Origin of the sequence: Bradyrhizobium sp. 1(2017), from assembly GCF_011602485.2 — a bacterium.
In the GTDB taxonomy this organism is placed as follows: domain Bacteria; phylum Pseudomonadota; class Alphaproteobacteria; order Rhizobiales; family Xanthobacteraceae; genus Bradyrhizobium.
The window spans coordinates 2395863-2421289 of the sequence record NZ_CP050022.2 but is presented as its reverse complement, the minus strand read 5'-3'; the positions used below and the strand labels follow the sequence as shown (position 1 = coordinate 2421289).

Genomic DNA, 25427 nt, shown 5'->3' with positions numbered 1-25427 from the left:
AGGCCTGCACCGTAACGGTGCAGCACCGCGACAAAGATCAGCGAGGTCGCCGCCGCGATCATCGTCGCAATCAGCCATTCCTCGAGATGATTGAGCACCCGGTTCAGCGCACGCAGCAACTTCGTCCCCCCAGCATTGGCTCGTCCATTCAAGAGCGAAACGGCCGGGAGTGCGATCACTCCCGACCGTCGTTATTGTTCTCAGTAAGGCGCGGCCGTCAGTTCATCTTGACGTCGAGTTCCTTGGCGACGAGATCGAGCACCTCCTGCCCGACCCGGCCCTTCGCCCATTTGTAGGTCGGCTGCATCGCCTCCTGCCACGCCTTGCGATCGGCGTCGGTGAGGTAATGCAGCGTGGTCTTGCCTGTCTTCTTGATCTCGGCCAGCGCGTCCTCGTTCTCCTGGCGCGCGATCGAGTTGGTGTAGTCGGTCGCGTCCGCCATCGCCTTGTCGAGCTGGGTGCGGATGTCGGGCGGCAGGCCCGACCAGAACTTCGCGTTGACGATGACAGCATATTGCAGATGCGCGTGATAGGACACGGTGATGTCCTTCTGCACCTCGTAGAACTTCTGCGTCAGATAATTGGACGGCGTGTTCTCGCAACCGTCGACGACGCCGGTTTGAAGCGCCTGGTAGACCTCGGAGAACGCCATGATTTGCGGGATCGTCCCGAGCAGCCGGAAATACTGGTCCGCGACCTTCGATCCGGAGATGCGGAATTTCAGGCCCTGGAAATCGGTCGGCTTCACCAGGGCGCGGTTGGCCGAGAGCATGTGGAAGCCGTTGTCCCAATAAGCGAGCCCGGTGATGCCCTTGGCCTCGAGCTTCTGGAACAGCCATTTGCCGACGGTGCCCTTCATCGCGTTGGAATAGGTCTGGTCGTCCTTGAACAGCCAGGGCAAGTCGAGGGCCTCGAACTCCTTGATGCCGAGCGGCGCGAATTTCGCAGTCGAGGGCGCCAGCATGTGCACCGAGCCGAGCTGGAGCGCCTCGATCTCCTCCTTGTCCTTGTAGAGCGTGGAGTTCGGGTAGACTTCGACCTTGACCTTGCCGTCGGTGTACTTCTCGGCGAGTTCCTTGAACTTCAGCGCGCCCTTGCCCTTCGGGGTGTCGTTCGCCACGACATGGCTGAATTTGATGACGATCGGACTCTGGGCTTGGGCGACAGGAGCGATGAGAACAGCCGTAGCGGCAACCGCAAGAAGCAGCAGCTTGCGCATGAAGTAACCTCCCAACAACCTCTAAACCGGGTTATTTTTGTTTTGCCGTCCAGTCTCGCAGTCTGTATTGGCTGCTAGCCACCACCCGAACAACTAGACCTAAGCCCAACTTGCCGCAGCCAAGCTAGCTTGACGACCGCCGGATGCGCAACCCGGCACCGCGCTCGTCCAAGGGAATAGCGCTCATATCGCATTGCGGCAGGGCCATCAGCCTTTGCGCTGAGCGACCATGAAGAGGCGCCGGAACGGGAACAGGGTCTGCCCCGCGGCATTCTTCGGATAGGACCTTGCGACGCGCGCCCCATAGGCCGCTTCGAACGCGGCCTTCTCGTCACCCTGCAGGACATCGAGATAGCGCGTCAGCCAGGTCCCCTTGGTCCATTCCTTCACGGGGTTCTCGCCTTCGAGCACCTGCAGATATTCGGTCTCCCAGATGTCGATGTTTTGTGACAGCGGCGAAAGAAGCTCGTGATAGAAGGCCGGCCCCTCGACCGGCGGCGGGGTGACGAGGTGCTCGACCTTGGATCGCCAGGGACCGTCCAGGGCCGTCTCGCCGATCAACACATGCGAGGGCGCGGTGAAGTTGCGCGGCATCTGCACCGCGAGCATGCCGCCAGGCGTCACCTCCTTCATGACCGACGGGAACAGTGCCGCATGATTGGGCAGCCAGTGCAGTGCGGCATTGGAATAGATCAAGTCATACCGCTTTGCGGGACGCCAATGGCCGAGGTCTTCATGTGACCATTCCACGTCGGGCGCGGCCTTGCGGCCTGCCGCGACCATCTCGGCCGAGCCCTCGACGCCGGTCACGCTTGCATCGGGCCAGCGCTCCTTGATCAGTTTCGTCACATTTCCGGCGCCCGCCCCGAGATCCGCGATCGCGCGCGGCGCGAAATCCGGAATTCGCATCAACAGGTCGACGGCAGGCCGCAGGCGGTGGCCGGAGAACTTCAGATATTGCTGCGGATCCCAAACCATCGCTCGCGCCTTTTCTTTTTCGTGTTTCCTTCACTGAGGCTCTTGGTTACCACTGCTCGTCCCCGCCGAGCAATTCATCCTGGGCAGGGACAGGGCAGGAAGCGAACCGCAACAAGCAAAAAAGCAAACAAGAGAGCGTGCGACCATGGACCTCGGGCTCAAATCGAAAACTGCTGTCGTCACCGGCGCGAGCATCGGCATCGGCCGTGCCATCGCCAGAGGGCTGGCTGCCGAAGGCGTGCGCGTCGTCGGCGTGGCGCGGCGCACCAATCTGCTTGCCGAGTTGGTGAAGGAAGTCGGTGGCGGATTGATCACGCCGTTCGAGCAGGACGTGATGGCCGAGGAGGCCGCCGAGAAGATCGCGGCCTTCGCGATGAAGGAGCTCGGCCATGTCGATATCCTCGTCAACAATGCCGGCGGCAGCCGTCCCCTCCCCGTCGATGCGCCCGACAGCAAGTGGGACGAGGCGATCGCGCTCAACTTCACCAGCTATCGCCGCATCGCCCATGCCCTGCTGCCGCAGATGATCGAGCGCAAATGGGGCCGCATCGTCAACATCACCGGCAAGTCCGAGCCGGAAGGCCTCAACGCCGCCTTCGCCGCGAAAGCCGCGGTGCACGCCTGGGCCAAGGGCCTGTCGCGCGAGATCGGCGAGCACGGCATCACCATCAACTGCATCCCGCCCGGCCGCATCATGAGCGAGCAGATTCGCCGCAACTACCCGCCGGATTATCGCGAGCGCTTCGCGGAAGAGGAAATCCCGGTCGGCTATTGGGGCGAGCCGGAAGACCTCGCGGCCCTCGCCGTGTTCCTGGCGTCCCCGGTGGCGCGCTACATCACGGGCACGGTGATCCCGGTGGACGGGGGCTTGCGGCGGTATCAGTTTTAGGGGGCGCCTGCGGATCCGGGCGGCCCCACGAAGCGCATGCTCGTGCGGCTTGCCGGACGGGCATGACGTCGGGCGTTTTGCTTACGGGCTCGACATGGTCTGACAGAGGCATCCCGCGGCCGCCTTGCCGCGGGCCTCACGGTTTGACGTAGCTCCAGCCCTGTTCCTGCAGCTCCATGACGCGGACGACACCGGACTTAACCACCGTCGCCTGTGCGATCAGGTTGATGTCCTTGTTCTCTGCCTTGCGCATGTTGTCCTGGGTGTTGCCGCAGGCCTTGAAGGAAATTTCGGGGTTGCTCATCGCCAGCATCTCGATGCGCGGCTTCACCGGCGACGTGTCTTCGCGCAGCATGTGAAGGCCGGGGCCAAAGGTGACGACCTCGATCGACACCGGCTCGCCGAGGTCGCGGTAATATTGGGCGACGTTGGTCGCGTTGTTGAGTGCGAGGTTCATCATCGCCGGCTCGTTGGAATTGACCTGCAGTATCAGCTGATGCGGCTTCTTGGCGATCCCGGGGCTCGTCGCCTGAGCCATTGCCGCCCTGCTCGCAAGGTCCTGCTTGCTCGTGCGTTTCTGCGCCGACTTGTTCGCCTGCGTCTGGCGACCCGAATTCTTCTGGTCGCTCGCCTGGCTCTTCTCGCTCGCCTGCGGGAACAATTGGTTGCCCTGCTGCGCCAGCGCGTTTGGTGCGACCAGAATCAGCATCGCCACGCCGCTTATGACTGCCATCGCCGACTTCCGATTGATCATCTCGTGTCTCCCTATCCCTGACCATCACCTTTCCGGTCTGGCGACGGCATGTGGCCATTTGCATGCAGCCCCCACTTTTTCGCGCACGTTCTTGAACCCGCCGAGCGGGAATTGCCCCTCCTGCACCGCGCCAGTACGGCTGGAAAGACGAACGACGATGTGACCATCGTCGGGTAGCGAGGTCAGCAACGGCACGACGTCGCCGCCGAATGCCACCCCGGAGCCGAACGATGGCGAAGCCGCCACGAGTTGCCGCGGCGGCTCGGCATTGAGCCGAAAGGAGATGGCATATTCGTTGGCACTGCGTGTCACCGTCGGTCCTGCAACGACGACTTCCGTGCGACCTTTGCGGCAGTGGATCGCGAGTTGCATTGCAGCGCCATCCGAACTGCCGACAGAAAAGACGATGGCGACGACGACCGGCAGATAATCCACTGGCGAGGTCGTTTCGCTGACGATCCAGCTATCACCTGCCACTCGCCCACTGGGCGGTGGAATCTTATGCGACAGACCTTGCAGACATTCCAGCCGGGCCGATCCCTTCATCGCCGAACAAGCCCGAAGCGTTTCCATGGGATCATTCGTGCTTTGCGCGTAGGCGATTCCGCAGGCGACATTGAAGACGACGGCAAGGGGAGGAGCCGCAGCCCTCATGGCCGCGCCTGCGCGCTGCGCGCCTTGTGATCCAGCCATTCCTGGGCGGCCTGGAAGCGGGCGAGCCCGGGGACGGTCGCGGCCAGGTTGATCGACTGCCACTTCGGATCAAAGCCTGGCGCCTGCAGCCGGTCAATCCGCGCGAACAGGTAGTCGACAAGGCGCGCCACGCGCTGGTAGCGATTCGAACGCGGCGGCCAATTGAACGAGACGAGAGCCGTTGGCACCGCGATGGTCGAGACCCGCTCACCTTGCTTGATGAGATTGGGATACTCTTTGGAGTCCAGGGTCGCGGGCAGATAATAGTCCTCGAACCTTCTGTCGTACTGAACCGGGAGAAACTTGAATCCAGCTTCCCAGCGGCCGCGTACAAAGGCGTCGACGGGCTTCGACGTGATGAATACGACGGCCGACATCTCGCCTTTGCGCATCTGTTCCAGGGCAAGCTGATGCGGAATGAACGTCTTTTCGACATCGATACCAAGACGGCTCAGGATCAGCGGTCCTGAATAGGCGGCTGCGGTGCCCTGGGTGTTGAAGTTCACCTTCTTGCCGGCAAGGTCCTGCAGGCTTGTGATCTCGGGCCGCACGAAAATGTGCAGCTCGGACGGAAAGAGATTCAGCAAATAGGTGATCCGACTTTGGATCTGCGGAACCTGGATCTTGTACTCTTCAAGCGCATCGGAATTGATGATCGCGGTATCGACCCCCCGCAAATAGAGCAGCGCATTCAGGTTGTCGGTGGCCCCCCGCGTGACGATGGGCAGGAGATGCAGATCTGCTCCGTCGTCCACGACGCGGGCCATCTCCGCGGCGAGGCGGATCGGCGCGCCCTCGAGCAGGCCGCCGGCGAGCCCGACCGTCCAGGCGTTCATCCGGTTCTTTTCGCGCTCCTGCGGGAGAGGCTGTCGGACGCCCCCCGTATCGGCTTTGGCATTCCTCGGGGTTTGGGCTTCCAGGCAAGCGGTCTGAAGCAGCATCGCGACCGGCACCAGGCCGGCGAGCAGCAGCGACGAGAGTGACTTTGGCGCCTTGTTCATGTCATCCCTTTCTGGACAGCCAGCGCAATCCTTGCGCAACCCTTGGGACGGCCAGACACCCGTTGTCAGCGATGCAGCGCATCGAGCCGTTCCTTGGCTTCGCGAATTCCGCCCCTTTGCGCCTTGGCGTAGAGCTCCCGCGCCTTGGCTTCTTCGCCGCGCGTTCCATAGGTCCCCCATGCGGACAGAACGGTGGGATCATATGTCTCCGCGAGCATGAAGCTTGCCTGCGCGATGTCCTTCTCGGACGCGAGCTCGAGTACTATGCGCGCAGCTCCAATATTTCCCTGATCGAGCAACGCCCTGGCGCGCGGGATCAATCGCGCCTCCGCCTCGATCTGGTTTGCTGATGGCGGCGGCGTGGGCAGGTTCGGGCCTCGGTTTGTTTGCTCCATCAGGAGGCGGACGCCGGCAAGGCTCCACGCCGATGCGAGGGCGCGCTCCCGAGCTTCGTTCCGTTCCCGTTGCAGCGACTGCCGCAATTCGACGATCTCCCGGTTCGCCGCTTCTCTCTGCTGCGAGGCCGCATCGTTCGCCTCACGCAATCGCTCGTTCCGGGTCTCGGCCTCGCGGCGCGCTTCGGCAAGCTGCTTCGCGAGCGCGGCCGCATTTGCCTGGACTCCTTCGAGAGCGTGGCGTTGTCGTTCGGCATTGGTCGCCGCGGCTTGCGCTGCCTTGGTCTCGGCGACGAGATCGGCGTTCTTCTGCCGCGCATTCTGCAAGGATTGCCGCAGCTCCGCGATCTCCCGCTCCGCCGCCTCGATCTGATCCGCGGCCGCAGCTTCCGATCCGCGCGGTCTTCCGGCGAGCTCGCTCGCGAGCGCGGCGGCACGTGATTGTGCCTCGCGGCGTTGTTGCTCGGCGCTCTCGGATGCGGCCTGCGCGGCGTTCGCCTGCCTCACGAAGAGGGCGTTCCTTTGTTGCTCTTGCTGCAGAGACCGCTGAAGTTCTGCGATCTCCCCCGCTGCCGCATCTCGCTGCTGCGCGGCTACATCGTCCACCTTGCGCGATTGTGCGATACGGTTGTCGATCTCGCCGCGGGCTCCGGCAAGGTCGTTCGCAAGCTCGACGCTGCGGGCCTGCTCCTGTTGCAGAGATTTCCGCGCCTCCTCCACGGCGAGTTCCGCCGTGTGCGTACGCTGGACCGCCTCGTCACGCTCTCTGTGCGCCGCGGCCAGCTCATTGGCGAGTGCCACGCTGCGCGGAGTGTCTTCGTCCAGCCACTGCCTGGCTCGTACCAAGCTGGCTGCTTCCTCCTCCGTCAAGGATTCGGTGCCGTCGCGCCGAAGAGGTACTGGCGATCCGATCATGACCGACGGCTGATCGAGAAGGACGTTCTGGACGCCGACGCGCGTCGTTTCCGGAAAGGGTCGCGCCTCGAACGGCCCGAACACACCGAGCAGGGAAGCCCCAACGAGGATGCCGGGGATCAGAATTGCAGCCGCCACGAATGAACCGCCCGATCGTTCATCCTCTGGATCGGCATCCTCGGCTGCGAGGTACCAATGGGTGGGCGCACCGTTGATTGGAGAGCCGTCCTGCCAGACCCATTTGTCCGCCTCTGGTGACCAGTGGCCCACCTCAACGGCACCTGTCGCATCTTGCAGCCAGATGTCTTGTCCGTTCTTCGGTGCAGTCTCAATGGGTCGGCGCATGTATCACGCCTTTTTCGACAACCCCCCCGATGAAACTGATGGCCCAGCCTGTTCGCATGATTTCAATACTCGACGAGAACACGCATAGATCGAATAAGGTTGGCGCTATGAGCGCCCCAAATTAAATAGTTTATTTAATATAGAAAAAACATAATTTTAACCATCTACAAAGTCAAATTAAATCATGCTTTGCAGCACCACGGGCACTCAATCATCGGCGTCATCCCGATCCGTCCGGACGGAACTGCCCCTCGAACGCCGCGCCGTCTTGCGACGTCGACCGTTCCATCGACAGACCGAGAGCACGGCCTGAGACCGAGAGCACGGCCTGCCGCCATCCTCTGCTAACGCGAGCCGCATCCCTTCAGCCGTGCGAACGTCATCCCTGCTCCGCCGGCGGGATGACATACAGCGTCAGTGCAAAGATCGCGTAGATGAAGATCATCAGCGCGCCAACGAACCATGCCGAGCGGCCGCTCGCGGTGATGAAGGCCGACGTGACCGTTGCGATCATCACCATTGTGACGGCGCCCGGCCAGAACTGCAGGTCCATCGGCTTCGGCCCCACGACATAGCTGAGCAGCACCAGCGCAGGCGCAACGAACAGCGCGATCTGCGAGGCGCTGCCGAGCGCAATGCTGACGCTCATGTCGAGCCGGTTCTTGCGCGCCGCGGCAAAGGCAACCGCGAATTCGGCGGCGGCGCCGACGAGCGAGACGACGATGAAGCCGACAAAAGCGGGGCTCATCCCGAAGGTTTCCGCCGCCTTCTGGACCGATTCCACGAAGATCTCGCTCACCAGCGCCACCAGCACGGTGACGACCAGCAATGTCGCGACCGCGGTTCCGATCGGCCAGTGCTCCTCCCCGCCATCGCCATGATCGGCGCTTGCAAACAACTCCTTGTGCGTCCGGAGCGAGAACACCAGGCCCAGCGCGTAGGCAACGATGAGCAGCACTGAAATGCCGACGCTGAGCTTGTGAATGACGGTCCCGTCCTGGGGCAGATGATCGAGATCGGCGACCGCCGACGGCGCAAGCAGGGCGACGGTTGCCATCAGCAACAGGCCGGACGAAAGCCGCGCGCCGGCGCGATTGTACTCCTGCACGTGGTAGCGCAGACCGCCGAGGAGCAGGCAGGCCCCGAGCATGAACACCGCATTGGTGACGATCGCGCCCGCGATCGAAGCCTTCACCAGCATGTACTGGCCCGCCCGCAGCGCCGTGATGGCGATGATTAACTCCGTCAGATTGCCGAGCGTGGCATTGAGCAGGCCGCCCACGGCATCGCCGGTCTTCGCGGCGACCGCCTCGGTGGCGTGGCTGAGCAGGGCCGCCAGCGGCACGATGGCAAGCACGGCCAGCACGAACAGGAGCGTGTGGGAATGCGGCACCATCGCCTCGCCCACCAGCACGATGGGTACGAAGACCAGCATCCAGAGCAAGGGGGTATTCCGGATGTCCCTGAACAGAGTCTGCATGCGGCCTGCCTTTCCATCGATGCACTGATGGAAGGGTCCGGCGCGTTGGCAGGGCGAGTCTTGATCTGGCTCAACGAGGGCGGGCTAGACCCGCCGCCGCAGATCGGAAGCAATAACTGGGCTGAAGCGCAATGGGGATTCACGCCATGTTATCTTCAGGAAGGTCATCTTCAGGACGAAGGAGCCTGCGCCAGCTGCAGCGCGGCTTGCACGCCGCCCTCGAGGATTTGCTTCGCCCTCGCGCGGTCGGGCACGGCCCGCGCGAACTGCAGAGTGCCCACCATGAGGCCGAAGATGGCCATCGCGCGGCTGCGCCTCACCGCAGAACCGGCCTCCGGAAGCAATGCGGCGAGACTTGAAACGTAGCCTTGCAGTGCCTTTTCGTAGTCCTGACGGATGGACAGGGGCTGGCGGGCGATTTCCGGAAGCAGCGCCGCCGAAGGGCAACCGCTCGCGGGGTCTTCGAGGTGAGCGCGGTTCAGATAGCGCCGGATCGCCCCTTCGAGGTCCAGGCCGTTTTGCCGGTCTTCGTCGAACCGATGTTGCTGATCGCCGAGAGCACTTGCCATCGCCTCACGAACCAGCTGGTGCTTGGATTCGAAGTGCGGAGTGAATGCCCCTTTGGTCAGGCCGGCCTCGCTCATGATCCCGCCAATCCCGGCCGCGGAGATGCCGTCTCGGCGCACGCAGTTCGATGCCACATCGACGATGTGCCGCCGCGTTGCGGCCTTGTGGCCCTTCTCAAACCGCATTGTCTCTCGACCTTCTTATTTCTCGCGGGCGCCGGCAGCACGGCGACAGGTGGCGGTCAGGCTGCCGGGTTCCGGCATTGTGGTCAGCTCGCAGTCGAATTGGCACCCAGGACGCCTTCGATCCTGCGGGCAAGATTCAGAAGTGCCCGGTCGCTGCCCAGGGCGGCGTCCAGCTCGAGGCCGATCGGCAGCCCGGCGCGAGACAAGCCACAGGGAAGGCTGATGCCCGGCAGCCCCACGCTGCTCGCGGACACCGTGTGGTTCGCCAGAGCGAGGTAGCTGACTTCCTGTCCCGCGATGCGGACGGTCGCCTGCTCCTCGATCAAGGGCGCCGTGCAAGGTGTCGTCGGCTGCAAGAGCGCAAGTGCGCCCTCAGAGACGAACGCCGCATTGAGGCGCTGCTGGATTTCCGGCCGCGTCACGCTGAGCGCCGTCTGGTACGCCTCTGCCGAGGTCGCGCCTGCACCGTCGGGCAATACGATGTGCCCCCATGCCTGCCGAAGCTGGGGCTTGAGGCCCTCATGGATCGCCTCGAATGTGGTGGGAATGTCGTGGCGGCGCAGGAAGTCCGAGATTGCACCCATTGTCTCATGAGCGAAGATGCCCCATGTCGCGGTTTGAATGAGGGCATTGAAATCATCGCCGAGATCGACCTCGACGATCTCGGCGCCGGCATCCTGCAGCTGCCGAACGACGTTGCGGAAACCGGTCTCGACGTCCGCATCCACCAAATCCAGGAATTGTCGCGGCGCGAAGGCCAGTCGCACTCCCCTCAGGTCATCGCGACCCGACGACTTCGCATCCTGCTCACCCGTCACGATCTGATCCACCAGAAGGCAGTCCTCGACATTGCGGGCGAATACGCCCGTAGTGTCGAGCGTATGTGAGATCGGAGCAACGCCTTTGCGCGGCCAGCGTCCGGTGGTTGGCTTGAATCCCACGACACCGCAGAATGATGCGGGCACCCGGATCGACCCGACGGTGTCACCGCCCAACGCGGCGGGAACGATGCCGGCGGCAACCGATGCGGCCGAGCCGCTGGAGGAGCCGCCCGAGACGCGATCCCACGCGTGCGGATTCCTCACCTGGCCATAACGTGCGTTGTGCCCCGTCAAACCATAGGACATCTCGACGAGGTTGTTCTTGCCGAACACCAGCGCGCCCGCCCCCTTGATCGCGCTGACCGCGTCCGCATCTTCGCGCGGCACGAAATGGGCGAGGCTGTCGAGACCCAGGCTCGTCGGCAGCCCTTGGGTCAAATAGCTGTCCTTCACGCCGAGCGGCACGCCTAGCAGGAGTGCCGCCGATCCGGCCGCGCGTGCCTTGTCCGCATCCCTCGCGGCTGCCAGCACGGCGGCCTCGTCGATCGTGATGAAGGTGTTGAGCTCTGCGAGCATTCCCGCGCGCTGCAGAAGTGCCCTGGCATAGCCTTCGGACGTGATGTCGCCGTTCCGAATAGCTTCGGCTGCAATTGCGAGTCCAAGCGAGCTGAGATCAGTGGTTTTTCGCGATGCCGCGGTGGGTGAAGTGGCGGTCGTGTCGGCCATGGGATCCTCGAAAGAGCGGAGAAGCGCAATCCGTGCCGCGCACGACATTGACGCCGTTTTCATGATGGTCATCATATTAAATTACGGTCGTAATTCAATGAGCCGGCGTTCTCGAACGGCGGCATCGCCGCACACATATGCGTGAGCGCCGATGTGCCGATTGATCGTCGAATGTGCGGTCGCGGGCGGGCCTGCCTGACCGTTTCCCGGAGGATCGACCCGCGCCGGCGGCCATTCCTGCAAACGTGGACGCCAACCGCCAGACCTGCCGATAGCGGTCGGCGATGTCGCCGCTGAACGCACAGCCGTGCACTCCACCCTTTCTTCGAGGAACATAGCCCTCATCCGGTCGTTGCTCCGGCCGTACTGGAGGAAAGTTCATGCCCAAGACATCGCTCGCCGAGATCGCGAAGGAAATGGCCGACATCGACATCGCCATTTTGTCGACGCATACCGAGAACGGCCAGATCGCCAACCGTCCCATGAGCAACAATGGCGACGTCACCTATGACGGCACCTCGTATTACTTCACCTACGAACAGGCGCGGACCGTATCGGATATCCAACGGAATCCCAAAGTCGCGCTCGGATTTTCGTCGGAAGCGGGCCTGTTCTCGAAGGGGATTTACGTGGCCGTCGAAGGGACTGCCGAACTGATCCGGGACAAGGCGGCCTTCCAACAGCACTGGACGAGCGATCTCGACAAATGGTTCGACGAGGGCATCGATACGCCAGGCATCGTCCTGATCAAGGTCAAAGCCAACCGCGTGACCTATTGGAAAGGTCGCGAAGAGGGTGAGGTCGAGCTCTGATCGGCTAGGCGATCGTGCGGCGGTTTCTTGAGTGGTTCTTCCGGAGCCGCGAAACAGGCGCCATCACCATCGCCCAGTGGCCGAATCTCGTTCTATGGATCGTGATCGTCGCGGCCGTTCTGCTCTGGCTCTGGCCTTCCGCCGGCAAGGCCAGCGTCGGCTTGACGATCGTCGCGAAAGGCGGACTCATCATCTGGGGCGCCGACGAGATCGCTCGCGGCGTGAATCCCTGGCGGCGCTGTCTCGGCGCGGCCGTCGTCGTCTATGAGCTCATGACCCTTCTGCCGTGAAGGCGGGACGATAATCGAAGGGCGGTGCGGCCGTCGGCTTGGGAGCAAAGGCAGAACAAGCCCGCAGGATGTAGAGCGCGGCGAAACGCATCGACGATCCCACACGAAGTATGGGCAATTCGAAAAACCCTTATCGATCAATGGGTCGTCTACTGTGCATGGGGTTGTTTTTCGACTTTTTGTTTCGAAACCCAAAGAATATGCACTCGGCGGCAATCACCCCGCCTGCAAGATCTCCGCAACCGCCGCCCCTGCCGCGATGGTGCCGAGCTTGCCGCCGACGTCGCGCGTTGCCCTGCCCCCGGCGATCGCCTTCGCCGCTGCCGCTTCGATCGCACGTGCAGCCTCCTCATAACGCGCAGTCCCGCTCCGCTCGCCGTGCCAGGCGAGCAGCAGGGCGGCCGACAGGATCAGCGAGACCGGATTGGCAATGTCCTGTCCCGCGATGTCTGGCGCCGAGCCGTGGGCGGCCTGCGCCATGGCATAGCGGTCGCCGACGTTCAGCGAGCCGCCGAGGCCGAGGCTGCCGGAGAGCTCGGCGGTGAGATCGGACAGGATGTCGCCGAACATGTTGGTGGCGACGATGACGTCGAAGCGATCGGGGTTGCGCACCACATGCGCCATCATGGCGTCGACGAGGATGTCGTCGACGGTGAGACCGGGATACGCCTTCGCCGCCTCGCGGCAGACGCCGAGGAACATGCCGTCGCCGATCTTGAGCACATTGGCCTTGTGCACGATGGTGAGATGCCGGCGCCGCTTCATCGCCAGGCGGCAGGCGGCGTGTGCGATGCGCTCGCAGCACGCCCGCGTGATCCGGCGCAGCGAGATCGCAACGTCGGGCGTCACCAGCATCTCGCCGTTGCCCTGTTCCATGTTGCGGTCGGCGTAAAACCCTTCCGTGTTCTCTCGCACCACGACGAGGTCGAAATGCCCGCATCGCGCGGGCCTGCCGGCATAGGTGCGCGCCGGCCTGACATTGGCGTAGAGGTCGAGGCTCTTGCGGAAATGCCTGGACGGATTGATCTCGCCATGCGCCTCGTCCTTGAAGTCGAAGGTCGCGGTCGGCCCCAGGATCAGCCCGTCGGCGGCGCGGACGATGTCGAGCAATTCGGGGCGCACCGTCGTGCCCGATAGCCTCAGGCTTGCATGGCCGACCGCGTGCTCCTCCAGGCGCAGATTGAGCTGGAAACGTTCGGACGCCGCGCGCAGCACGCCTGAAGTCGCGGTCGTGATCTCCGGCCCGATGCCGTCACCGGGCAAGACGACGATATGCATGGGGTTCTCCTGGGATTGCAGCAACTGCCGCGATCATACGCTGGTCGGCGGCATGATCGCCCCGCCTTCGCGCATACACAGCATGCGCGCTTGTGCCTGTGGCAGGCCGCCCGGCCGTAGTACATGCCGACGGGCCCCTCGGCCCACACGCCGCAACGCGCAAGGTGATGACGATAAGGCAATGACAATCACGTTACCCGCCGCCGCGCGCGAGCCCGATCACTCCATGTCCGATGGCTTGCCGGCCGCGCAGCGGCGCTGGGCCATCGCCGCCATCTTCACCGCGCTGGCGATGGCCTCGCTCGACACCGCGATCGCCAACATCGCCCTGCCCGCCATCGCCGCCGACCTGCACGTCACGCCGGAGCAGTCGGTCTGGGTCGTCAACGTCTACCAGATCGCGCTGGTGGCGACGCTGCTGCCGCTCGGAGCCCTCGGCGAAATCGTCGGGCACCAGCGCATCTATCTCGGCGGCTTGATCCTGTTCACCATCGCCTCGCTGTTCTGCGCGGTGGCGTGGTCGCTGGACAGCCTGCTCGTCGCGCGCACGCTGCAGGGCCTGGGCGCGAGCGGCATCATGAGCGTCAATACGGCGCTGGTGCGCTTCGTCTATCCAGGCCGGATGCAGGGCCGCGGCTTCGGCCACAACGCGCTGGTGGTCGCGACCGCCTTCACCTTCGGGCCGTCCATTGCGTCGGCGATCCTCGCGCTCGGCCCGTGGCCGTGGCTGTTCGCCGTCAACATCCCGTTTGGCCTCGTCGCGATCGGCATCGGCTTTGCGATGCTGCCGAAGACGCCGCGGGCGGATCACGGTTTCGACTTTCTCGGCGCAACTCTCGCTGCGGCTTGCCTTGGCCTGTTCATCACCGGCATCGGCAGCGCCGCGCACAATCTGTCGCCGGTGGTCGTCGGCATCGAGCTGGTCTCGGCGCTCGCGCTCGGATTCATCCTGACGCGCCGCCATGCCGATCATCCGGCGCCGATGCTGCCGATCGACCTGTTCAGCCGGCCGATGTTCGCGCTGTCGGCCGCAACCGCGGTGTGCTCCTTCGCAGTCCAAGGCCTCGCCTTCGTCTCGCTGCCGTTCTACTTCGAGGGCGTGCTCGGGCGCTCGCAGGTCGAGACCGGCTTCTTCATGACACCATGGCCGCTGGTGGTCGGCATCATGGCGCCGATCGCCGGGCGCCTGTCCGACCGCTACGCGGTCGGCCTGCTCGGCGGCATCGGCCTCGTGCTGCTCGGCCTCGGCATGGCGCTGCTCGCGATGCTGCCGCCCAATCCCGCCATAGCCGACATCATCTGGCGGATGGTGATCTGCGGCATGGGGTTCGGCTTCTTCCAGGCGCCGAACATGAAGGCGGTGATGGGAAGCGCGCCGCCGCATCGCAGCGGCAGCGCCTCCGGCATCGTCGCCACGGCGCGCCTGATCGGACAGACCACGGGCGCGGCGCTCGCCGCGGCCTGCTTCGCGCTCGCAGGTCACGACGGCGCGACACTGGCGCTGGCGCTCGGCGCAGGCTTTGCCGCGCTCGGCAGCGTGATGAGCTTCCTGCGGCTGGCGGTGAAATAGACCGAGCGCATTTCACGCGCTTTCCGGCGGCGTTCACGGAGCCTTCTGCGCGATGGGACGGCTCACGGCTGCCGCGGCATCGAGCGGCTCGCATTTGACCGTCCGTTGAAACCTGGGCGGTCCCTGCCAGCCCGCGGTCTCGCTCACGGGCACAAACGTGGTCCCTTGCGGTGCCAGGATGATCGGCTCCGATTTCAGGCAGAGATCGGGGAATGCGATGCCATGGCCGCCGGCCTGGGTGAATCGCCCGACCAGCATCTGGGATGCCTGCAGCCGCGTCGCCGGCGATGCCCGCATCGTGCGGTCGGGGTCGAACGCGCGGTAGCACGGCCAATCGGTGCGGTCCGGTTCGAATTCATAGACGATCCGGCACGCCGCTCCAGCCGATTTCACGAACGGCGTGTTCGAAGGCGCCGCGGCATCGCGTTCGAAGACCAGCGTCTGCAGCGTCAATGCTTCCGTCGTCGCGGCGGAGGTGACGGGCTTGCTTGCTTCCACCGCGATCTCCCCACGCGAGAACACCAGCTTGGTCCTCGGTCGCGTGTCCCGGGTCTCCAGCACCACCATGGGCCTTTCCGCCCAGGAGCGATCCAGGTCCACCTCGCCGTTGCTCATCATCAGCTGCACATTGCCGACGGAGGGGTTGTGCTTGGCGAAATCGATCATGCGAAGGTGCACGCTCGTCTTCGTCGCCTCGAGGCTCAGGAATCGCAAATCGTCCACCTTGCGCGTCATCGGCATCATCGGGTCGAAGCGGTCGTCAATGTCGAACCGGACGATCTTCTTCAGCTTGGCCGCGAGAGGGCCTTTGGCGGCGAGCGGCGGTGCAACGTCGATCACGAGCAGCGCGCCTTCGGGTGAAAAGGCATTGCCGAAGGCGCGCTGCCAGGCCGCGGTCAGCGGCGAATCCGTCCGCTGCGCGATGTCCCGCGCGAAGTAGATCTGCTGTCCGGGACGAACCAGCGGAAAGTTCTGAAATGCGCCGAGCGCCGCGCCCTTGCGGACCTCCGTTTCGGGGAAGGTGATGCATTTGGACTGGTCGTCATGGCCGGTTTCCTCGACCTTCCTGGACGCAGAGCGCGAACAGAAGCTCAGATGATGCTCTGTCGTCTTCTGTGGGCTGATCGACGTCGCATAGATGATGTCGGGACTTCCGGGCACTTCCATCGGAAGCGGAGAACTCGCGAACATGTCGATCTCCACGCGGGTGAGCGACGGGCCCGCATCGACCGAGCACAGATCGCGGGTCGGCAAGGTGTTGGTGAGGAGTCGCGCCGCATCGGCGCCGACGATGCAGGATACGCTGTTCTCCGGGTTGTTCCGGCTCATCCAGATCAGATGATCCTTGCCCGCTCCATCGACCAGGAGATGCGGCGCCGCGTGCCGCCGGCGCGGCGGCAACCAGACCGGCATTGTTTCGGTCAGCATGGGCACGCGCCTGAGCAGCACGTCCGGCAACCGCGTCACCCCGACCGAACGCAGTTCGGCGCTGACGGCATTGGGATCGGTGGTCCATTCGAGGACGGGAACATTCGCGCAGGTGATGCAGGTCACCGCAAGATTGGAGCGAAGGTTCTCGAACATGAGAATGACCTGATCGGGGTCACTGGCGTATTTCGCTGGTGCAATCGCCTTGAATGGATGACTGACCACACGGCTGACCTGGAACCCGTTCGACCGCGACGGGTCGGAATCGAACTCGAAATAGGTCGACCGGTCCCAGCCGCGATAGGCCTCGTAGCCTCCGAGGCCCACACCGGCCAGAACCATCTTGGAGTCGGATTGACAGCGGGCCGCGCTGCTCTCCTGAATGCCGTTGCGAATGTAGACGCAGAGCCGAAACGCCGCGTTTTGAAGAATGCGATCGCAATCGTTCTGGTTATAGCCATAGGTGGCAAGGCCGTGGCGATAGCACAGGTCGTGAAAGACGCAGGCCTGCCTGAAGCGCTGCAGGATGAGATGGCGCTTCTGGTCGGAATCCCTTCCGCCGTCGAACAAGATGTTGGCCCAGCGTGGCAGGCTGCAGTTCAAGCCGTCGCCGCTGCCGCCGATGGTGCTGACGACGTCCGGCCCCGATTGAAATGCGGTGACGGTGGCGGGCATCTCGCCGTCGGTAATGTCGTCGACGTTCTTGTAGATGGAATCGGTGATGAAGGAAGGCAGATACATGAGGACCAGCACCGCCGCGGCCAACAATGCAATCGACCAGACGACCACCTTCCTGGACATGGCTCAACCCCGCAAAAGCTAATCCGGCAATGACGTCAGTCGCGATGTCGCACGGACACACAGGGCCTCGCGGGTTGGTTCAAATACCCCGCGCGGAACTTTCCAGGTGCCGAAATCACGGCAGGCCCGGTGTCGCTTTGATGACGATCAGCTTGAGGTTGTCCGGCTGTCAAGCCGGGATCTCACAAGACGGCCACTTTGATTGCCGCATGGCCCGCCCGCGGCGCACCAGGGCGTCGCCGGCGGTCCCCATCGGCTCTCCGGTGTCAGGCCAGATGTCGAGCCTCGCTCGCGCCCGCGGCCACGACGGGATTGGGCACGTGCTCGTCCAGCGCCGCCAGGCGCTCATCGATGGCAGCGATGACCTTGCGCGAGAACGGCCCGAGATGCGCATAGGCCGCGATCATCTGCACGGCGATGCGCGCCGATGACGTGTCGCGCTTGGCGCAGTTCATGAAGGTCTGCCACAGCGGGCCGCGCGCTTCGGGAAGCGCGGAGACGACACGGTGCACGGTCTCCATCGCGCCGAGCTTGGCGCGAATGTCCCCTTCCGCGAGCTCGTGGCGCTGCCGCGAACGGTCGAGCAGCGTCATCAGGCGGTCGACGCGTGCTGCATAGGCGGCCGGACTGTAGACGCGCTCCAGCACGCGCTTGTAGTCCGTCAGGATGTCGCGCAGCGGGCGCACCGGATCGAAGTTGATCCCGGCCGTGCACTGATCGGCGCCGATGGTCGGCGCCACGTCGTGGCCCGGATGGAGCCGGCCTTCGCGCTCCAGGCGGCGCGTCAGCTGCGTGTTCGGCAAGGCATAGAGCAGTCCGACCATTGCGACGGGGATCGCCGCCTCCTCGATGAAGTCGATCATGGACTCCGCCATCGAGACCTTCTCGTTGTCGAAGCCGACGATGAAGCCGGCGGTGACCAGGATGCCGGCGGCGTAGATCTTGTGGATGCTCTCGGCGATGTTGCGCCGGGTGTTCTGCTTCTTCCGCATCGCGATCAGCGTCTCTGGATCCGGACTTTCGATGCCGACGAAGATGCCGAAGAAATTGGCCGCCCCCATCAGCTCCAGAAGCTCCGGATCGTCGGCGAGGTTGACCGAGGCTTCGGTGGAGAACTCGAAGGGATAGCCGTGGGTCCGCTGCCATTCGGCGAGCTTGGGCAGGAACTGCCGCAGCGACTTCTTGTTGCCGATGAAATTGTCATCGACGAAGTCGAGATGGCCGCGGTAGCCCATGTTAAAGAGCGTCTCGAGCTCGATGAACATCTGCTCGACCGTCTTGGTCCGGGGCACGCGTCCGTACAGCTCGATGATGTCGCAGAACTCGCAGGTGAACGGACATCCGCGGGAATACTGCACACCGAGATAGAGGTAGTCCTCGAACTTGAGCAGGTCGAAACGCGGCACCGGCGTCTTGGTGACGTCGGCCTGGAATTTCGGCGCTGTGAAGGTGCCGGACCGTGCGCCGCCCTCCCAGGCCGCGATGAAGTCGTCGATGACGCTCTCGGCCTCGCCGAGCACCCGGAAGTCGGCCCGTTCATAGAGGTGGGGGCTCGAGGTGGGATCGGGACCGCCGACGACCACCGGCTTGCCGGCCGCGCGGCAGAGCTCGATCAGGCGCAGCGTATCGGCCTGCTGGGGCATCATGCCGCCGGTGAAGACGACGTCGGCCCAGGCGAGGTCGTCGTCGCCGAGGGGCGCCGTGTTGCAGTCGATCAGCCGGACTGTCCAGCTCTTGGGCAACATCGCGGCCACGGTGATCAGGCCCAGAGGGGCTGCGGGGCGCTTGACGCCCATCACCTTGCAGGATTCGCCAAAGGTCCAGAAGGACTCCGCCGAGAACAGCGGATAGAGCATCAGCACTTTGCAGGGGCTTGGCAAGTTCATGGAACTCCTTGTGGCGTCGGCGCAGTGTACCAAACCACCCGCCTCTTGCACCTCGGCAAAAGGGACAAACTGTCGCCGCTTGCCGCTGCGCCTCGGGTCCGGAACCGGCACCACCGCCGGCCGTCGCCTGAAGCCGCGGATTGGCGCTCCCGGAGAAGACAGCAACCCGAATCGATCGACAAGGGATGAGGCAAAACATCGCCCGCGTCCATACCCTTACGCAGTAGGCCCATGCATAAAGGATAGCCCTCGGACTGTTGATTTGAACGGTTCCAGCTTGCCGGACAGAGTGCGCCCCTGAGTTCAATCGGTGGATTGGGCCAATCCAGGGGACTTGCGATGGCAGACCTAACAATCAACGGAAAAACCTTCAAACTCGACGTCGAGCCGGACACGCCGCTGCTCTGGGCGATCCGTGAGAATGCCGGCCTGACCGGCACCAAATATGGTTGCGGCATTGCACAATGCGGTGCCTGCACGATCCACATGGATGGCGTGGCGATGCGCTCCTGCGGCGTTACGGTCAGCGAGGCCGAGGGCAAGAAGATCACCACGATCGAAGGGCTCGCATCCGGGGATTCGCTGCACAAGGTGCAGGAGGCCTGGATCGCCCAGGACGTGCCGCAATGTGGCTATTGCCAGAGCGGCATGATCATGGCGGTGGCGGCGCTGCTGAACGAGAAGCCCAAGCCGACCGACGCCGACATCGACGAGGCCATCACGAATATCTGCCGCTGCGGCACCTTCGCGCAGGTGCGCGAGGCGATCCACACGATCGCAAGCGCGTAAGGAGCGGCCCATGAACAAGCACGTTTCTCCCAAGATGAACCGTCGTGCCTTCGTCATCGGCACGGCCGCGGTCGGCACCGGCCTTGCCATCGGCTTCGACATCCCGTTCGGCGGCCCCGCCGTGGTCCGCGCCGCCGACGGCTCGCCCGAGATCGGCGCCTGGGTCGTGGTCAGGCCCGACGACACCGTCGTGATCCGCATCGCCCGCTCCGAGATGGGCCAGGGCTCGCTCACCGGCCTCGCCCAGCTCGTCGCCGAGGAGCTCGAATGCGACTGGAACAAGGTCACGACCGAATATCCGACTCCCGGCCAGAGCGTCGCCCGCAAGCGCGTCTGGGGTGATTTCTCGACCGGCGGCAGCCGCGGCATCCGCTCCTCGCAGGACTATGTCCGCAAGGGCGGCGCCACCGCGCGCGTGATGCTGATCCAGGCCGCCGCCGATGCGTGGAAAGTGCCGGCATCCGAGTGCACGGCTGCCAACAGCGTCATCACCCATGGGCTAACAGGCAGAACCACGACCTACGGCAAGGTCGCCGAGGCTGCGGCCAAGCTGACGCCGCCGGCCGACGTCAAACTGAAGGATCCGAAGGACTGGAAGCTGATCGGCAAGGGCGTGAAGCGGCTCGACACCGTCGACAAGACCAACGGCACCATGATCTACGGCGCCGACATCAAGCTGCCCGGCATGCTGAACGCCGCGATCAAGGACTGCCCGGTGTTCGGCGGCAAGCTGAAGAGCTTCGACGAAGCCAAGATCGCCGGCATGAAAGGCGTCAAGAAGGTAGTCAAGGTCGGCGACACCGCGGTCGCGGTCGTGGCCGACACCTGGTGGCACGCCAAGACCGCGCTGGAGGCGCTGCCGATCGTCTGGGACGAAGGGGACAACGCCAAGGTCTCCAGCGCGTCGATTGCGAAATGGCTGGCCGAAGGCCTCGACAACGCGCAGCCGGCCTATGTCGGCAACAAGAACGGCGACGCCAAGGCCGCCATCGCCGGCGCCGCCAAGACGATCGAAGCCGTCTACAGCTATCCCTACCAGAACCACGCCACCATGGAGCCGATGAACGCCACCGCGCTCTACACGGCGGACAAATGCGAGGTCTGGTGCGGCACGCAGAACGGCGAAGCCGCCTTCGCCGCCGTGCTGGAGGCTTCGGGCCTGCCGGCGGAGAAGTGCGACGTGCACAAGGTGATGCCCGGCGGCGGCTTCGGCCGGCGCGGCCAGACCGACTACGTCCGCCAGGCCGTCACGATCGCCAAGCAGATGCCGGGCACGCCGATCAAGCTGCTGTGGTCGCGCGAAGAGGACATGGCGCACGGCCGGTATCACCCGATCACCCAGTGCAAGATGACCGGCGCGTTCGATGCCGACAACAATCTGGTCGCGCTGCACTACCGCCTCTCCGGGCAATCGATCTTGTTCTCGCTGCGTCCCGAGGCGCTGCAGAACGGCATGGATCCGGCGGCATTCCAGGGCGTCGCCCAATCCGGCGAGGCCGCGTTCGGCTATTCGGTGCCCAACCTGCTGGTCGAGCATGCGATGCGCAACCCGCACGTTCCGCCCGGCTTCTGGCGCGGCGTCAACGTCAATCACAACGCGATCTACATGGAGTGCTTCATGGACGAGCTGGCCCAGGCCGCAGGCCAGGACCCGCTCGAATTCCGCCGCAAGCTGATGGGTCATCACCCCAAGCATCTGGCGGTGCTCAACGCCGTGGCCGAGAAGATCGGCTGGACCACGCCGGCGCCGCAAGGAATCTATCGCGGCATCGCCCAGGTCATGGGCTACGGCAGCTATGTCGCCGGTGCTGCCGAGATCTCGGTGACCGACGGCAGCAAGATCAAGGTGCATCGCATCGTCGCCTCCACCGATCCTGGCTACATCGTCAATCCGGCGCAGGTGGAGCGGCAGATTGCAGGCTCCTTCGTCTATGGCCTCTCGGCGCTGTTCTACGGCGGCTGCACCGTGAAGGACGGCAAGATCGAGCAGACCAACTTCGACACCTACAACTCGATGCGCATCAACGAAATGCCGAAGGTGGAATCGGTGATGGTGCCGAGTGGCGGGTTCTGGGGCGGCGTCGGCGAGCCGACCATCGGCGTCGCGGCGCCGGCGGTTCTCAACGCCTATTTCGCCGCGACCGGAAAGCGCATCCGCTCGGTGCCGCTGCGCGACCAGAACATCACCTTCGCGTAAAGCGTGATCCGAAAAAGTGCGAAGCGGTTCTTCGAAAGGATCATGCTCAGATAACAACACCGCGGCGGCCACGAGGCCGCCGCGGCATTTTTGCGGACAAGTCTCATGAATGCGCCGGTGACGCGGCGGAACGCCGTCTTCGGCATCACCGTCGTGGCCACATCGCTCGCCGCGCCTTCGATCCTGCGCGCGCAATCGGCGGGCCGCGTCGTCGTGGTCGGCGGCGGCTTTGGCGGCGCGGCCTGCGCCCGCGCGCTCAGGCGCGCCGATGCGACATTGCAGGTCGTCCTGATCGAGCCGAACAAGACCTTCATCTCCTGCCCCTTCAGCAACGAGGTGATCGCGGGCCTGCGCGAGATGGAGGCGCAGCAGTTCGGCTACGACAAGCTCGCCGCCGACGGCATCAGCATCGTCACTCAGGCTGCGACGGGCATCGACACGCAAAAGCGCAGCGTGACAACCGTTGGCGGCGTCACGCTGGGCTACGACCGTCTCGTACTGTCGCCCGGCATCGACTTTCACTTTGAAGCCCTACCCGGCTATGACGACGCCGCATCGGAAAAGATGCCACACGCCTGGAAGGCCGGCGCGCAAACCCTTTTGCTGCGCAGGCAGCTGGAAGCCATGGCGGATGGCGGCACGGTCGCCATTGCAATTCCGGCCAATCCCTCGCGCTGCCCGCCCGCGCCCTACGAGCGCGCCAGCCTGATCGCGCATTATCTCAAGGCCAACAAGCCACGCTCGAAGGTCCTGATGCTCGATGCCAAGGACAGTTTCTCCCAGCAGCGGCTGTTCGAGAAGGCCTGGAAGGAGCTCTATGGCGACATGATCGAACGCGTCGCTCTCTCGCAAGGCGGCCGCGTCACTTCGGTCGATCCCGCGACCAGGACCATCGTCACCGAGTTCGGCAACTATACCCCTGACGTCGCCAACGTCATCCCGCCCCAGCGCGCCGGGCGCATCGCCGAGGTCGCGGGCGCTACGGACGCGACCGGCTGGTGCCCGATCGATCCCGTCACCTTCGAATCGAAGCTCGTCAAGAACATCCACGTCATAGGCGACGCCTGCCTCGGCGGCGGCATTCCCAAATCGGCCTCCGCTGCAGCCGCGCAAGGCAAGGCCTGCGGCGCCGCGATCCTCGCCTTGCTCGCGGGCCGCACGCCGGAGGCGCCGCGGTTGACAGGCGTCTGCTACAACATTGTCGCGCCCGGCTACGGCTTTTCGCTCGCCGGCAACTACCAGCCCAGGGGCGACATCTTCGCGGAGGTCGAAGGCGGCGCGACCAGCCCGGTCGATGCGCCGCGCGAGCTGCGCGTCCGCGAGGCCGCCGAGGCCGAGCGCTGGTTTCAAACCATCACGGCGGCCACCTTTGGCTAACGCGTCCCTCCATATCGCAGCGCTGATCGCCGCAAGTCTTGCCTGCGCCGCGAATGCGGACGAGCTTGTGCCGTACAAGGTCACCGGCGACGGCATCACGGACTCGCTCACGGGCTCGCCCGGCGATGCCGCGCGCGGACGCGCACTGGTGCTGGCGCGCACGACGACCTGCATCCTCTGCCATTCCGGCCCGTTCCCGGAAACACGGTTCCAGGGCGACCTTGCGCCCGATCTCACCGGCGCCGGGAACCGGTGGTCGATGAGCCAGTTGCGGCTTCGTCTGGTCGATGCCTCACGCTTCAACCCGGAGACCATCATGCCGTCCTATTATCGCAACGACGGCCTCGTGCGCGTCGGGCGCAATTTCGCCGGCAAGCCGATCTTGTCGGCTGCGGAGATCGAGGACATCGTGGCCTATCTTGCAACGCTTCGGGACTAGGACTGCTCATGCCTACGACGCGACGACAATTCTTGAGCCTTGCCGGGAGCGTGACGGCCGCCGGGACGATCCCGATCATCACGCTGCGACCGCTCGAGGCGACACCGGCGATGCTCACCACCGCGATCCGCAACGTCGTCGGCGAAGCACAGATTCGCACCGGCAAGGTCAAGCTCGACATTCCGCCGCTGGTCGAAAACGGAAACACCGTGCCGATGACGGTAAGCGTCGCAAGCCCGATGACGGCGAACGACTACGTCAAGTCCATCTACGTCTTCAACGAGAAGAACCCGCAGCCGAACATCGGCAATTTCCACCTCGGTCCCGCCGCCGGCCGCGCCCAGGTCTCGACCCGGATCCGCCTCGCCGACACCCAGAAGGTGGTCGCGATCGCACGCCTGTCCGACGACACGTTCTGGCAGGTTGCCGCCGACGTGGTCGTGACGCTGGCCGCCTGCACCGAGGAAATGAACTGATGGCCGCGCTGATCAACGTTCCAGCGAGGGCCAAACGCGGCGACGTCATCGAGATCCGCACACTGACATCGCACATCATGGAGACCGGCTTCCGCCACACCGCGGACGGCAAGCTGGTGCCGCGCGACATCATCACGAGTTTCACCTGTCGCTACAACGGCGCCGAGGTGTTTCGCGTCGACCTGTTTCCGGCAATTGCGGCCAATCCTTATCTCTCCTTCTTCACGGTGGCCAAGGAGAGCGGCAAGTTCGAGTTCGAATGGATCGGCGACAACGGCTATTCGTCCACCGCGTCGGCATCGATCATTGTCGAATGAGTTTTTGGCGCGCGATAGCGGCGGCAACAGTCATCGCCGCTGCCCCTGCCCTGCTCGCCGGTGAAATCCCGCCCGATGCACGTCGGTCCGGCTATTCCTTCATGGGGCCTGACACGCGCGCGATGCAGGATGACGACACGTCCAATCCGGGCATGCTGTTCGTGCTCGACGGCGCGGCGCTGTGGGGGACGAAGACCGGCAGTGCGGAGAAGTCCTGCGCCGACTGCCATGGCGATGCAAGCAGCAGCATGAAGGGCGTCGCGGCGCGCTATCCCGCCTTCGACAAGCCGCTTGCGCGCCCTGTCACGCTCGACCAGCGCATCAATCTCTGCCGCGCCGATCATCAGCAGGCAACGCCGCTGCCCTATGAGAGCCGCGACCTCCTGGCGCTGTCCGCTTTCGTCGCCCATCAATCGCGCGGCGTTCCGATCAGCGCCGGCAACGATCCGCAGCTAAGACCCTTCGTCGAGCAGGGGCGCGACCTGTTCATGCAGCGCGAGGGGCAGCTCAATCTTGCCTGCACCAATTGCCACGACGACAATTTCGACAAGCGCCTCGCGGGCGCGCCGATCACGCAGGGACAGCCGACCGGCTATCCGCTCTATCGGCTGGAATGGCAGACGCTGGGATCGCTGGAGCGGCGGCTGCGCAGCTGCATGACCGGCGTGCGCGCCCAGGCCTATGACTACGGTTCGCCCGAGCTGGTCGCGCTCGAGCTCTATTTAATGTCGCGGGCGCGCGGCCTGCCGATGGAGACGCCGGCGGTGCGCCCGTAACGATCACGGCTTGGGCCGGCTGT

The 25427-nt window shown here is 64.4% G+C and carries 23 protein-coding genes; 11 read left to right on the top strand and 12 right to left on the bottom strand.

Annotated elements, in window-relative coordinates; all coding sequences use genetic code 11:
- Positions 1-217 precede the first annotated feature (217 nt).
- Positions 218-1219, bottom strand: coding sequence for a DctP family TRAP transporter solute-binding subunit (locus HAP40_RS11575; protein WP_166817679.1), 1002 nt, complete (start codon positions 1217-1219; stop codon positions 218-220).
- A 207-nt stretch (positions 1220-1426) separates the two neighbouring features.
- Positions 1427-2197: a methyltransferase domain-containing protein gene (locus HAP40_RS11570; protein ID WP_166817680.1), complete on the bottom strand. Its 771-nt coding sequence runs from the start codon at positions 2195-2197 to the stop codon at positions 1427-1429.
- 145 nt (positions 2198-2342) lie between these two features.
- On the opposite strand from HAP40_RS11570, the gene HAP40_RS11565 reads away from it, so the two are divergent.
- Positions 2343-3086: an SDR family NAD(P)-dependent oxidoreductase gene (locus HAP40_RS11565; protein ID WP_166817681.1), complete on the top strand. Its 744-nt coding sequence runs from the start codon at positions 2343-2345 to the stop codon at positions 3084-3086.
- 136 nt (positions 3087-3222) lie between these two features.
- Here HAP40_RS11565 and HAP40_RS11560 read toward each other — a convergent pair whose 3' ends face one another.
- The 7 genes from HAP40_RS11560 to HAP40_RS11530 form a co-directional block, all read right to left on the bottom strand.
- Positions 3223-3819, bottom strand: coding sequence for a DsrE family protein (locus HAP40_RS11560; protein WP_166817682.1), 597 nt, complete (start codon positions 3817-3819; stop codon positions 3223-3225).
- Positions 3820-3864: 45 nt separating this feature from the next.
- Positions 3865-4494, bottom strand: coding sequence for a hypothetical protein (locus HAP40_RS11555; protein WP_246741121.1), 630 nt, complete (start codon positions 4492-4494; stop codon positions 3865-3867).
- Complete coding sequence (locus HAP40_RS11550; RefSeq protein WP_246741122.1) at positions 4491-5474, bottom strand: TAXI family TRAP transporter solute-binding subunit; 984 nt, start codon at positions 5472-5474, stop codon at positions 4491-4493. Before HAP40_RS11550 ends, HAP40_RS11555 begins: the two co-directional genes overlap by 4 nt.
- 125 nt (positions 5475-5599) lie before the next feature.
- On the bottom strand, positions 5600-7189 hold the full coding sequence (locus HAP40_RS11545; RefSeq protein WP_166817683.1) for a hypothetical protein: 1590 nt from the start codon (positions 7187-7189) through the stop codon (positions 5600-5602).
- 379 nt (positions 7190-7568) lie between these two features.
- On the bottom strand, positions 7569-8669 hold the full coding sequence (gene cax, locus HAP40_RS11540) for a calcium/proton exchanger (RefSeq protein ID WP_166817684.1): 1101 nt from the start codon (positions 8667-8669) through the stop codon (positions 7569-7571).
- A 170-nt stretch (positions 8670-8839) separates the two neighbouring features.
- Positions 8840-9421, bottom strand: a complete 582-nt coding sequence (locus tag HAP40_RS11535; RefSeq protein ID WP_166817685.1) for a TetR/AcrR family transcriptional regulator — start codon at positions 9419-9421, stop codon at positions 8840-8842.
- A gap of 83 nt (positions 9422-9504) precedes the next feature.
- Complete coding sequence (locus HAP40_RS11530) at positions 9505-10968, bottom strand: amidase family protein (protein WP_166817686.1); 1464 nt, start codon at positions 10966-10968, stop codon at positions 9505-9507.
- A 380-nt stretch (positions 10969-11348) separates the two neighbouring features.
- Here HAP40_RS11530 and HAP40_RS11525 point away from each other — a divergent pair, with 380 nt between their 5' ends.
- Positions 11349-11780, top strand: coding sequence for a pyridoxamine 5'-phosphate oxidase family protein (locus tag HAP40_RS11525; protein WP_166817687.1), 432 nt, complete (start codon positions 11349-11351; stop codon positions 11778-11780).
- A gap of 14 nt (positions 11781-11794) precedes the next feature.
- Positions 11795-12070 (top strand): hypothetical protein, encoded by a 276-nt coding sequence (locus HAP40_RS11520; RefSeq protein WP_166817688.1) that lies wholly within the window; start codon positions 11795-11797, stop codon positions 12068-12070.
- 216 nt (positions 12071-12286) lie between these two features.
- On the opposite strand, the gene HAP40_RS11515 is transcribed toward HAP40_RS11520, so the two are convergent.
- On the bottom strand, positions 12287-13348 hold the full coding sequence (locus HAP40_RS11515; RefSeq protein ID WP_166817689.1) for an isocitrate/isopropylmalate dehydrogenase family protein: 1062 nt from the start codon (positions 13346-13348) through the stop codon (positions 12287-12289).
- Between the two features lie 181 nt (positions 13349-13529).
- Between HAP40_RS11515 and HAP40_RS11510 the strand changes: the two genes are divergently transcribed.
- Positions 13530-14918, top strand: a complete 1389-nt coding sequence (locus HAP40_RS11510) for an MFS transporter (protein WP_166817690.1) — start codon at positions 13530-13532, stop codon at positions 14916-14918.
- Positions 14919-14951: 33 nt separating this feature from the next.
- Here the strand turns inward: HAP40_RS11510 and HAP40_RS11505 are convergent, their stop codons facing one another.
- The gene (locus tag HAP40_RS11505; RefSeq protein ID WP_166817691.1) at positions 14952-17147 is read right to left on the bottom strand and encodes a hypothetical protein; all 2196 of its coding nucleotides are present in this window, start codon (positions 17145-17147) and stop codon (positions 14952-14954) included.
- 266 nt (positions 17148-17413) lie between these two features.
- On the bottom strand, positions 17414-19033 hold the full coding sequence (locus HAP40_RS11500; protein WP_166817692.1) for a B12-binding domain-containing radical SAM protein: 1620 nt from the start codon (positions 19031-19033) through the stop codon (positions 17414-17416).
- A 339-nt stretch (positions 19034-19372) separates the two neighbouring features.
- On the opposite strand from HAP40_RS11500, the gene HAP40_RS11495 reads away from it, so the two are divergent.
- From HAP40_RS11495 to soxA, 7 genes are all read left to right on the top strand, one after another.
- Positions 19373-19822, top strand: a complete 450-nt coding sequence (locus HAP40_RS11495; RefSeq protein ID WP_166817693.1) for a (2Fe-2S)-binding protein — start codon at positions 19373-19375, stop codon at positions 19820-19822.
- A 10-nt stretch (positions 19823-19832) separates the two neighbouring features.
- On the top strand, positions 19833-22019 hold the full coding sequence (locus HAP40_RS11490) for a xanthine dehydrogenase family protein molybdopterin-binding subunit (protein WP_166817694.1): 2187 nt from the start codon (positions 19833-19835) through the stop codon (positions 22017-22019).
- Between the two features lie 105 nt (positions 22020-22124).
- Positions 22125-23396, top strand: coding sequence for an NAD(P)/FAD-dependent oxidoreductase (locus tag HAP40_RS11485; RefSeq protein WP_166817695.1), 1272 nt, complete (start codon positions 22125-22127; stop codon positions 23394-23396).
- On the top strand, positions 23389-23835 hold the full coding sequence (gene soxX, locus HAP40_RS11480; RefSeq protein WP_166817696.1) for a sulfur oxidation c-type cytochrome SoxX: 447 nt from the start codon (positions 23389-23391) through the stop codon (positions 23833-23835). The genes HAP40_RS11485 and soxX overlap by 8 nt, the downstream gene beginning before the upstream one ends.
- A gap of 8 nt (positions 23836-23843) precedes the next feature.
- Positions 23844-24311, top strand: coding sequence for a SoxY-related AACIE arm protein (locus HAP40_RS11475; RefSeq protein ID WP_166817697.1), 468 nt, complete (start codon positions 23844-23846; stop codon positions 24309-24311).
- Entirely contained in the window at positions 24311-24628 is a 318-nt protein-coding gene (soxZ, locus tag HAP40_RS11470) for a thiosulfate oxidation carrier complex protein SoxZ (protein WP_166817698.1), read from the top strand. The genes HAP40_RS11475 and soxZ overlap by 1 nt, the downstream gene beginning before the upstream one ends.
- Entirely contained in the window at positions 24625-25404 is a 780-nt protein-coding gene (soxA, locus tag HAP40_RS11465; RefSeq protein ID WP_166817699.1) for a sulfur oxidation c-type cytochrome SoxA, read from the top strand. The genes soxZ and soxA overlap by 4 nt, the downstream gene beginning before the upstream one ends.
- The last annotated feature ends 23 nt before the right edge of the window (positions 25405-25427 follow it).

Excerpts from the sequence above, each read along its gene's own strand:
- HAP40_RS11575 (WP_166817679.1), bottom strand. The coding sequence starts at position 1,219 with ATGCGCAAGCTGCTGCTTCTTGCGGTTGCCGCTACGGCTGTTCTCATC.
- HAP40_RS11570 (WP_166817680.1), bottom strand. The coding sequence starts at position 2,197 with ATGGTTTGGGATCCGCAGCAATATCTGAAGTTCTCCGGCCACCGCCTG.
- HAP40_RS11565 (WP_166817681.1), top strand. The coding sequence starts at position 2,343 with ATGGACCTCGGGCTCAAATCGAAAACTGCTGTCGTCACCGGCGCGAGC.
- HAP40_RS11560 (WP_166817682.1), bottom strand. The coding sequence starts at position 3,819 with ATGGCAGTCATAAGCGGCGTGGCGATGCTGATTCTGGTCGCACCAAAC.
- HAP40_RS11555 (WP_246741121.1), bottom strand. The coding sequence starts at position 4,494 with ATGAGGGCTGCGGCTCCTCCCCTTGCCGTCGTCTTCAATGTCGCCTGC.
- HAP40_RS11550 (WP_246741122.1), bottom strand. The coding sequence starts at position 5,474 with ATGCTGCTTCAGACCGCTTGCCTGGAAGCCCAAACCCCGAGGAATGCC.
- HAP40_RS11545 (WP_166817683.1), bottom strand. The coding sequence starts at position 7,189 with ATGCGCCGACCCATTGAGACTGCACCGAAGAACGGACAAGACATCTGG.
- cax (WP_166817684.1), bottom strand. The coding sequence starts at position 8,669 with ATGCAGACTCTGTTCAGGGACATCCGGAATACCCCCTTGCTCTGGATG.
- HAP40_RS11535 (WP_166817685.1), bottom strand. The coding sequence starts at position 9,421 with ATGCGGTTTGAGAAGGGCCACAAGGCCGCAACGCGGCGGCACATCGTC.
- HAP40_RS11530 (WP_166817686.1), bottom strand. The coding sequence starts at position 10,968 with ATGGCCGACACGACCGCCACTTCACCCACCGCGGCATCGCGAAAAACC.
- HAP40_RS11525 (WP_166817687.1), top strand. The coding sequence starts at position 11,349 with ATGCCCAAGACATCGCTCGCCGAGATCGCGAAGGAAATGGCCGACATC.
- HAP40_RS11515 (WP_166817689.1), bottom strand. The coding sequence starts at position 13,348 with ATGCATATCGTCGTCTTGCCCGGTGACGGCATCGGGCCGGAGATCACG.
- HAP40_RS11510 (WP_166817690.1), top strand. The coding sequence starts at position 13,530 with ATGACAATCACGTTACCCGCCGCCGCGCGCGAGCCCGATCACTCCATG.
- HAP40_RS11505 (WP_166817691.1), bottom strand. The coding sequence starts at position 17,147 with ATGTCCAGGAAGGTGGTCGTCTGGTCGATTGCATTGTTGGCCGCGGCG.
- HAP40_RS11500 (WP_166817692.1), bottom strand. The coding sequence starts at position 19,033 with ATGAACTTGCCAAGCCCCTGCAAAGTGCTGATGCTCTATCCGCTGTTC.
- HAP40_RS11495 (WP_166817693.1), top strand. The coding sequence starts at position 19,373 with ATGGCAGACCTAACAATCAACGGAAAAACCTTCAAACTCGACGTCGAG.
- HAP40_RS11490 (WP_166817694.1), top strand. The coding sequence starts at position 19,833 with ATGAACAAGCACGTTTCTCCCAAGATGAACCGTCGTGCCTTCGTCATC.
- HAP40_RS11485 (WP_166817695.1), top strand. The coding sequence starts at position 22,125 with ATGAATGCGCCGGTGACGCGGCGGAACGCCGTCTTCGGCATCACCGTC.
- HAP40_RS11475 (WP_166817697.1), top strand. The coding sequence starts at position 23,844 with ATGCCTACGACGCGACGACAATTCTTGAGCCTTGCCGGGAGCGTGACG.
- soxZ (WP_166817698.1), top strand. The coding sequence starts at position 24,311 with ATGGCCGCGCTGATCAACGTTCCAGCGAGGGCCAAACGCGGCGACGTC.
- soxA (WP_166817699.1), top strand. The coding sequence starts at position 24,625 with ATGAGTTTTTGGCGCGCGATAGCGGCGGCAACAGTCATCGCCGCTGCC.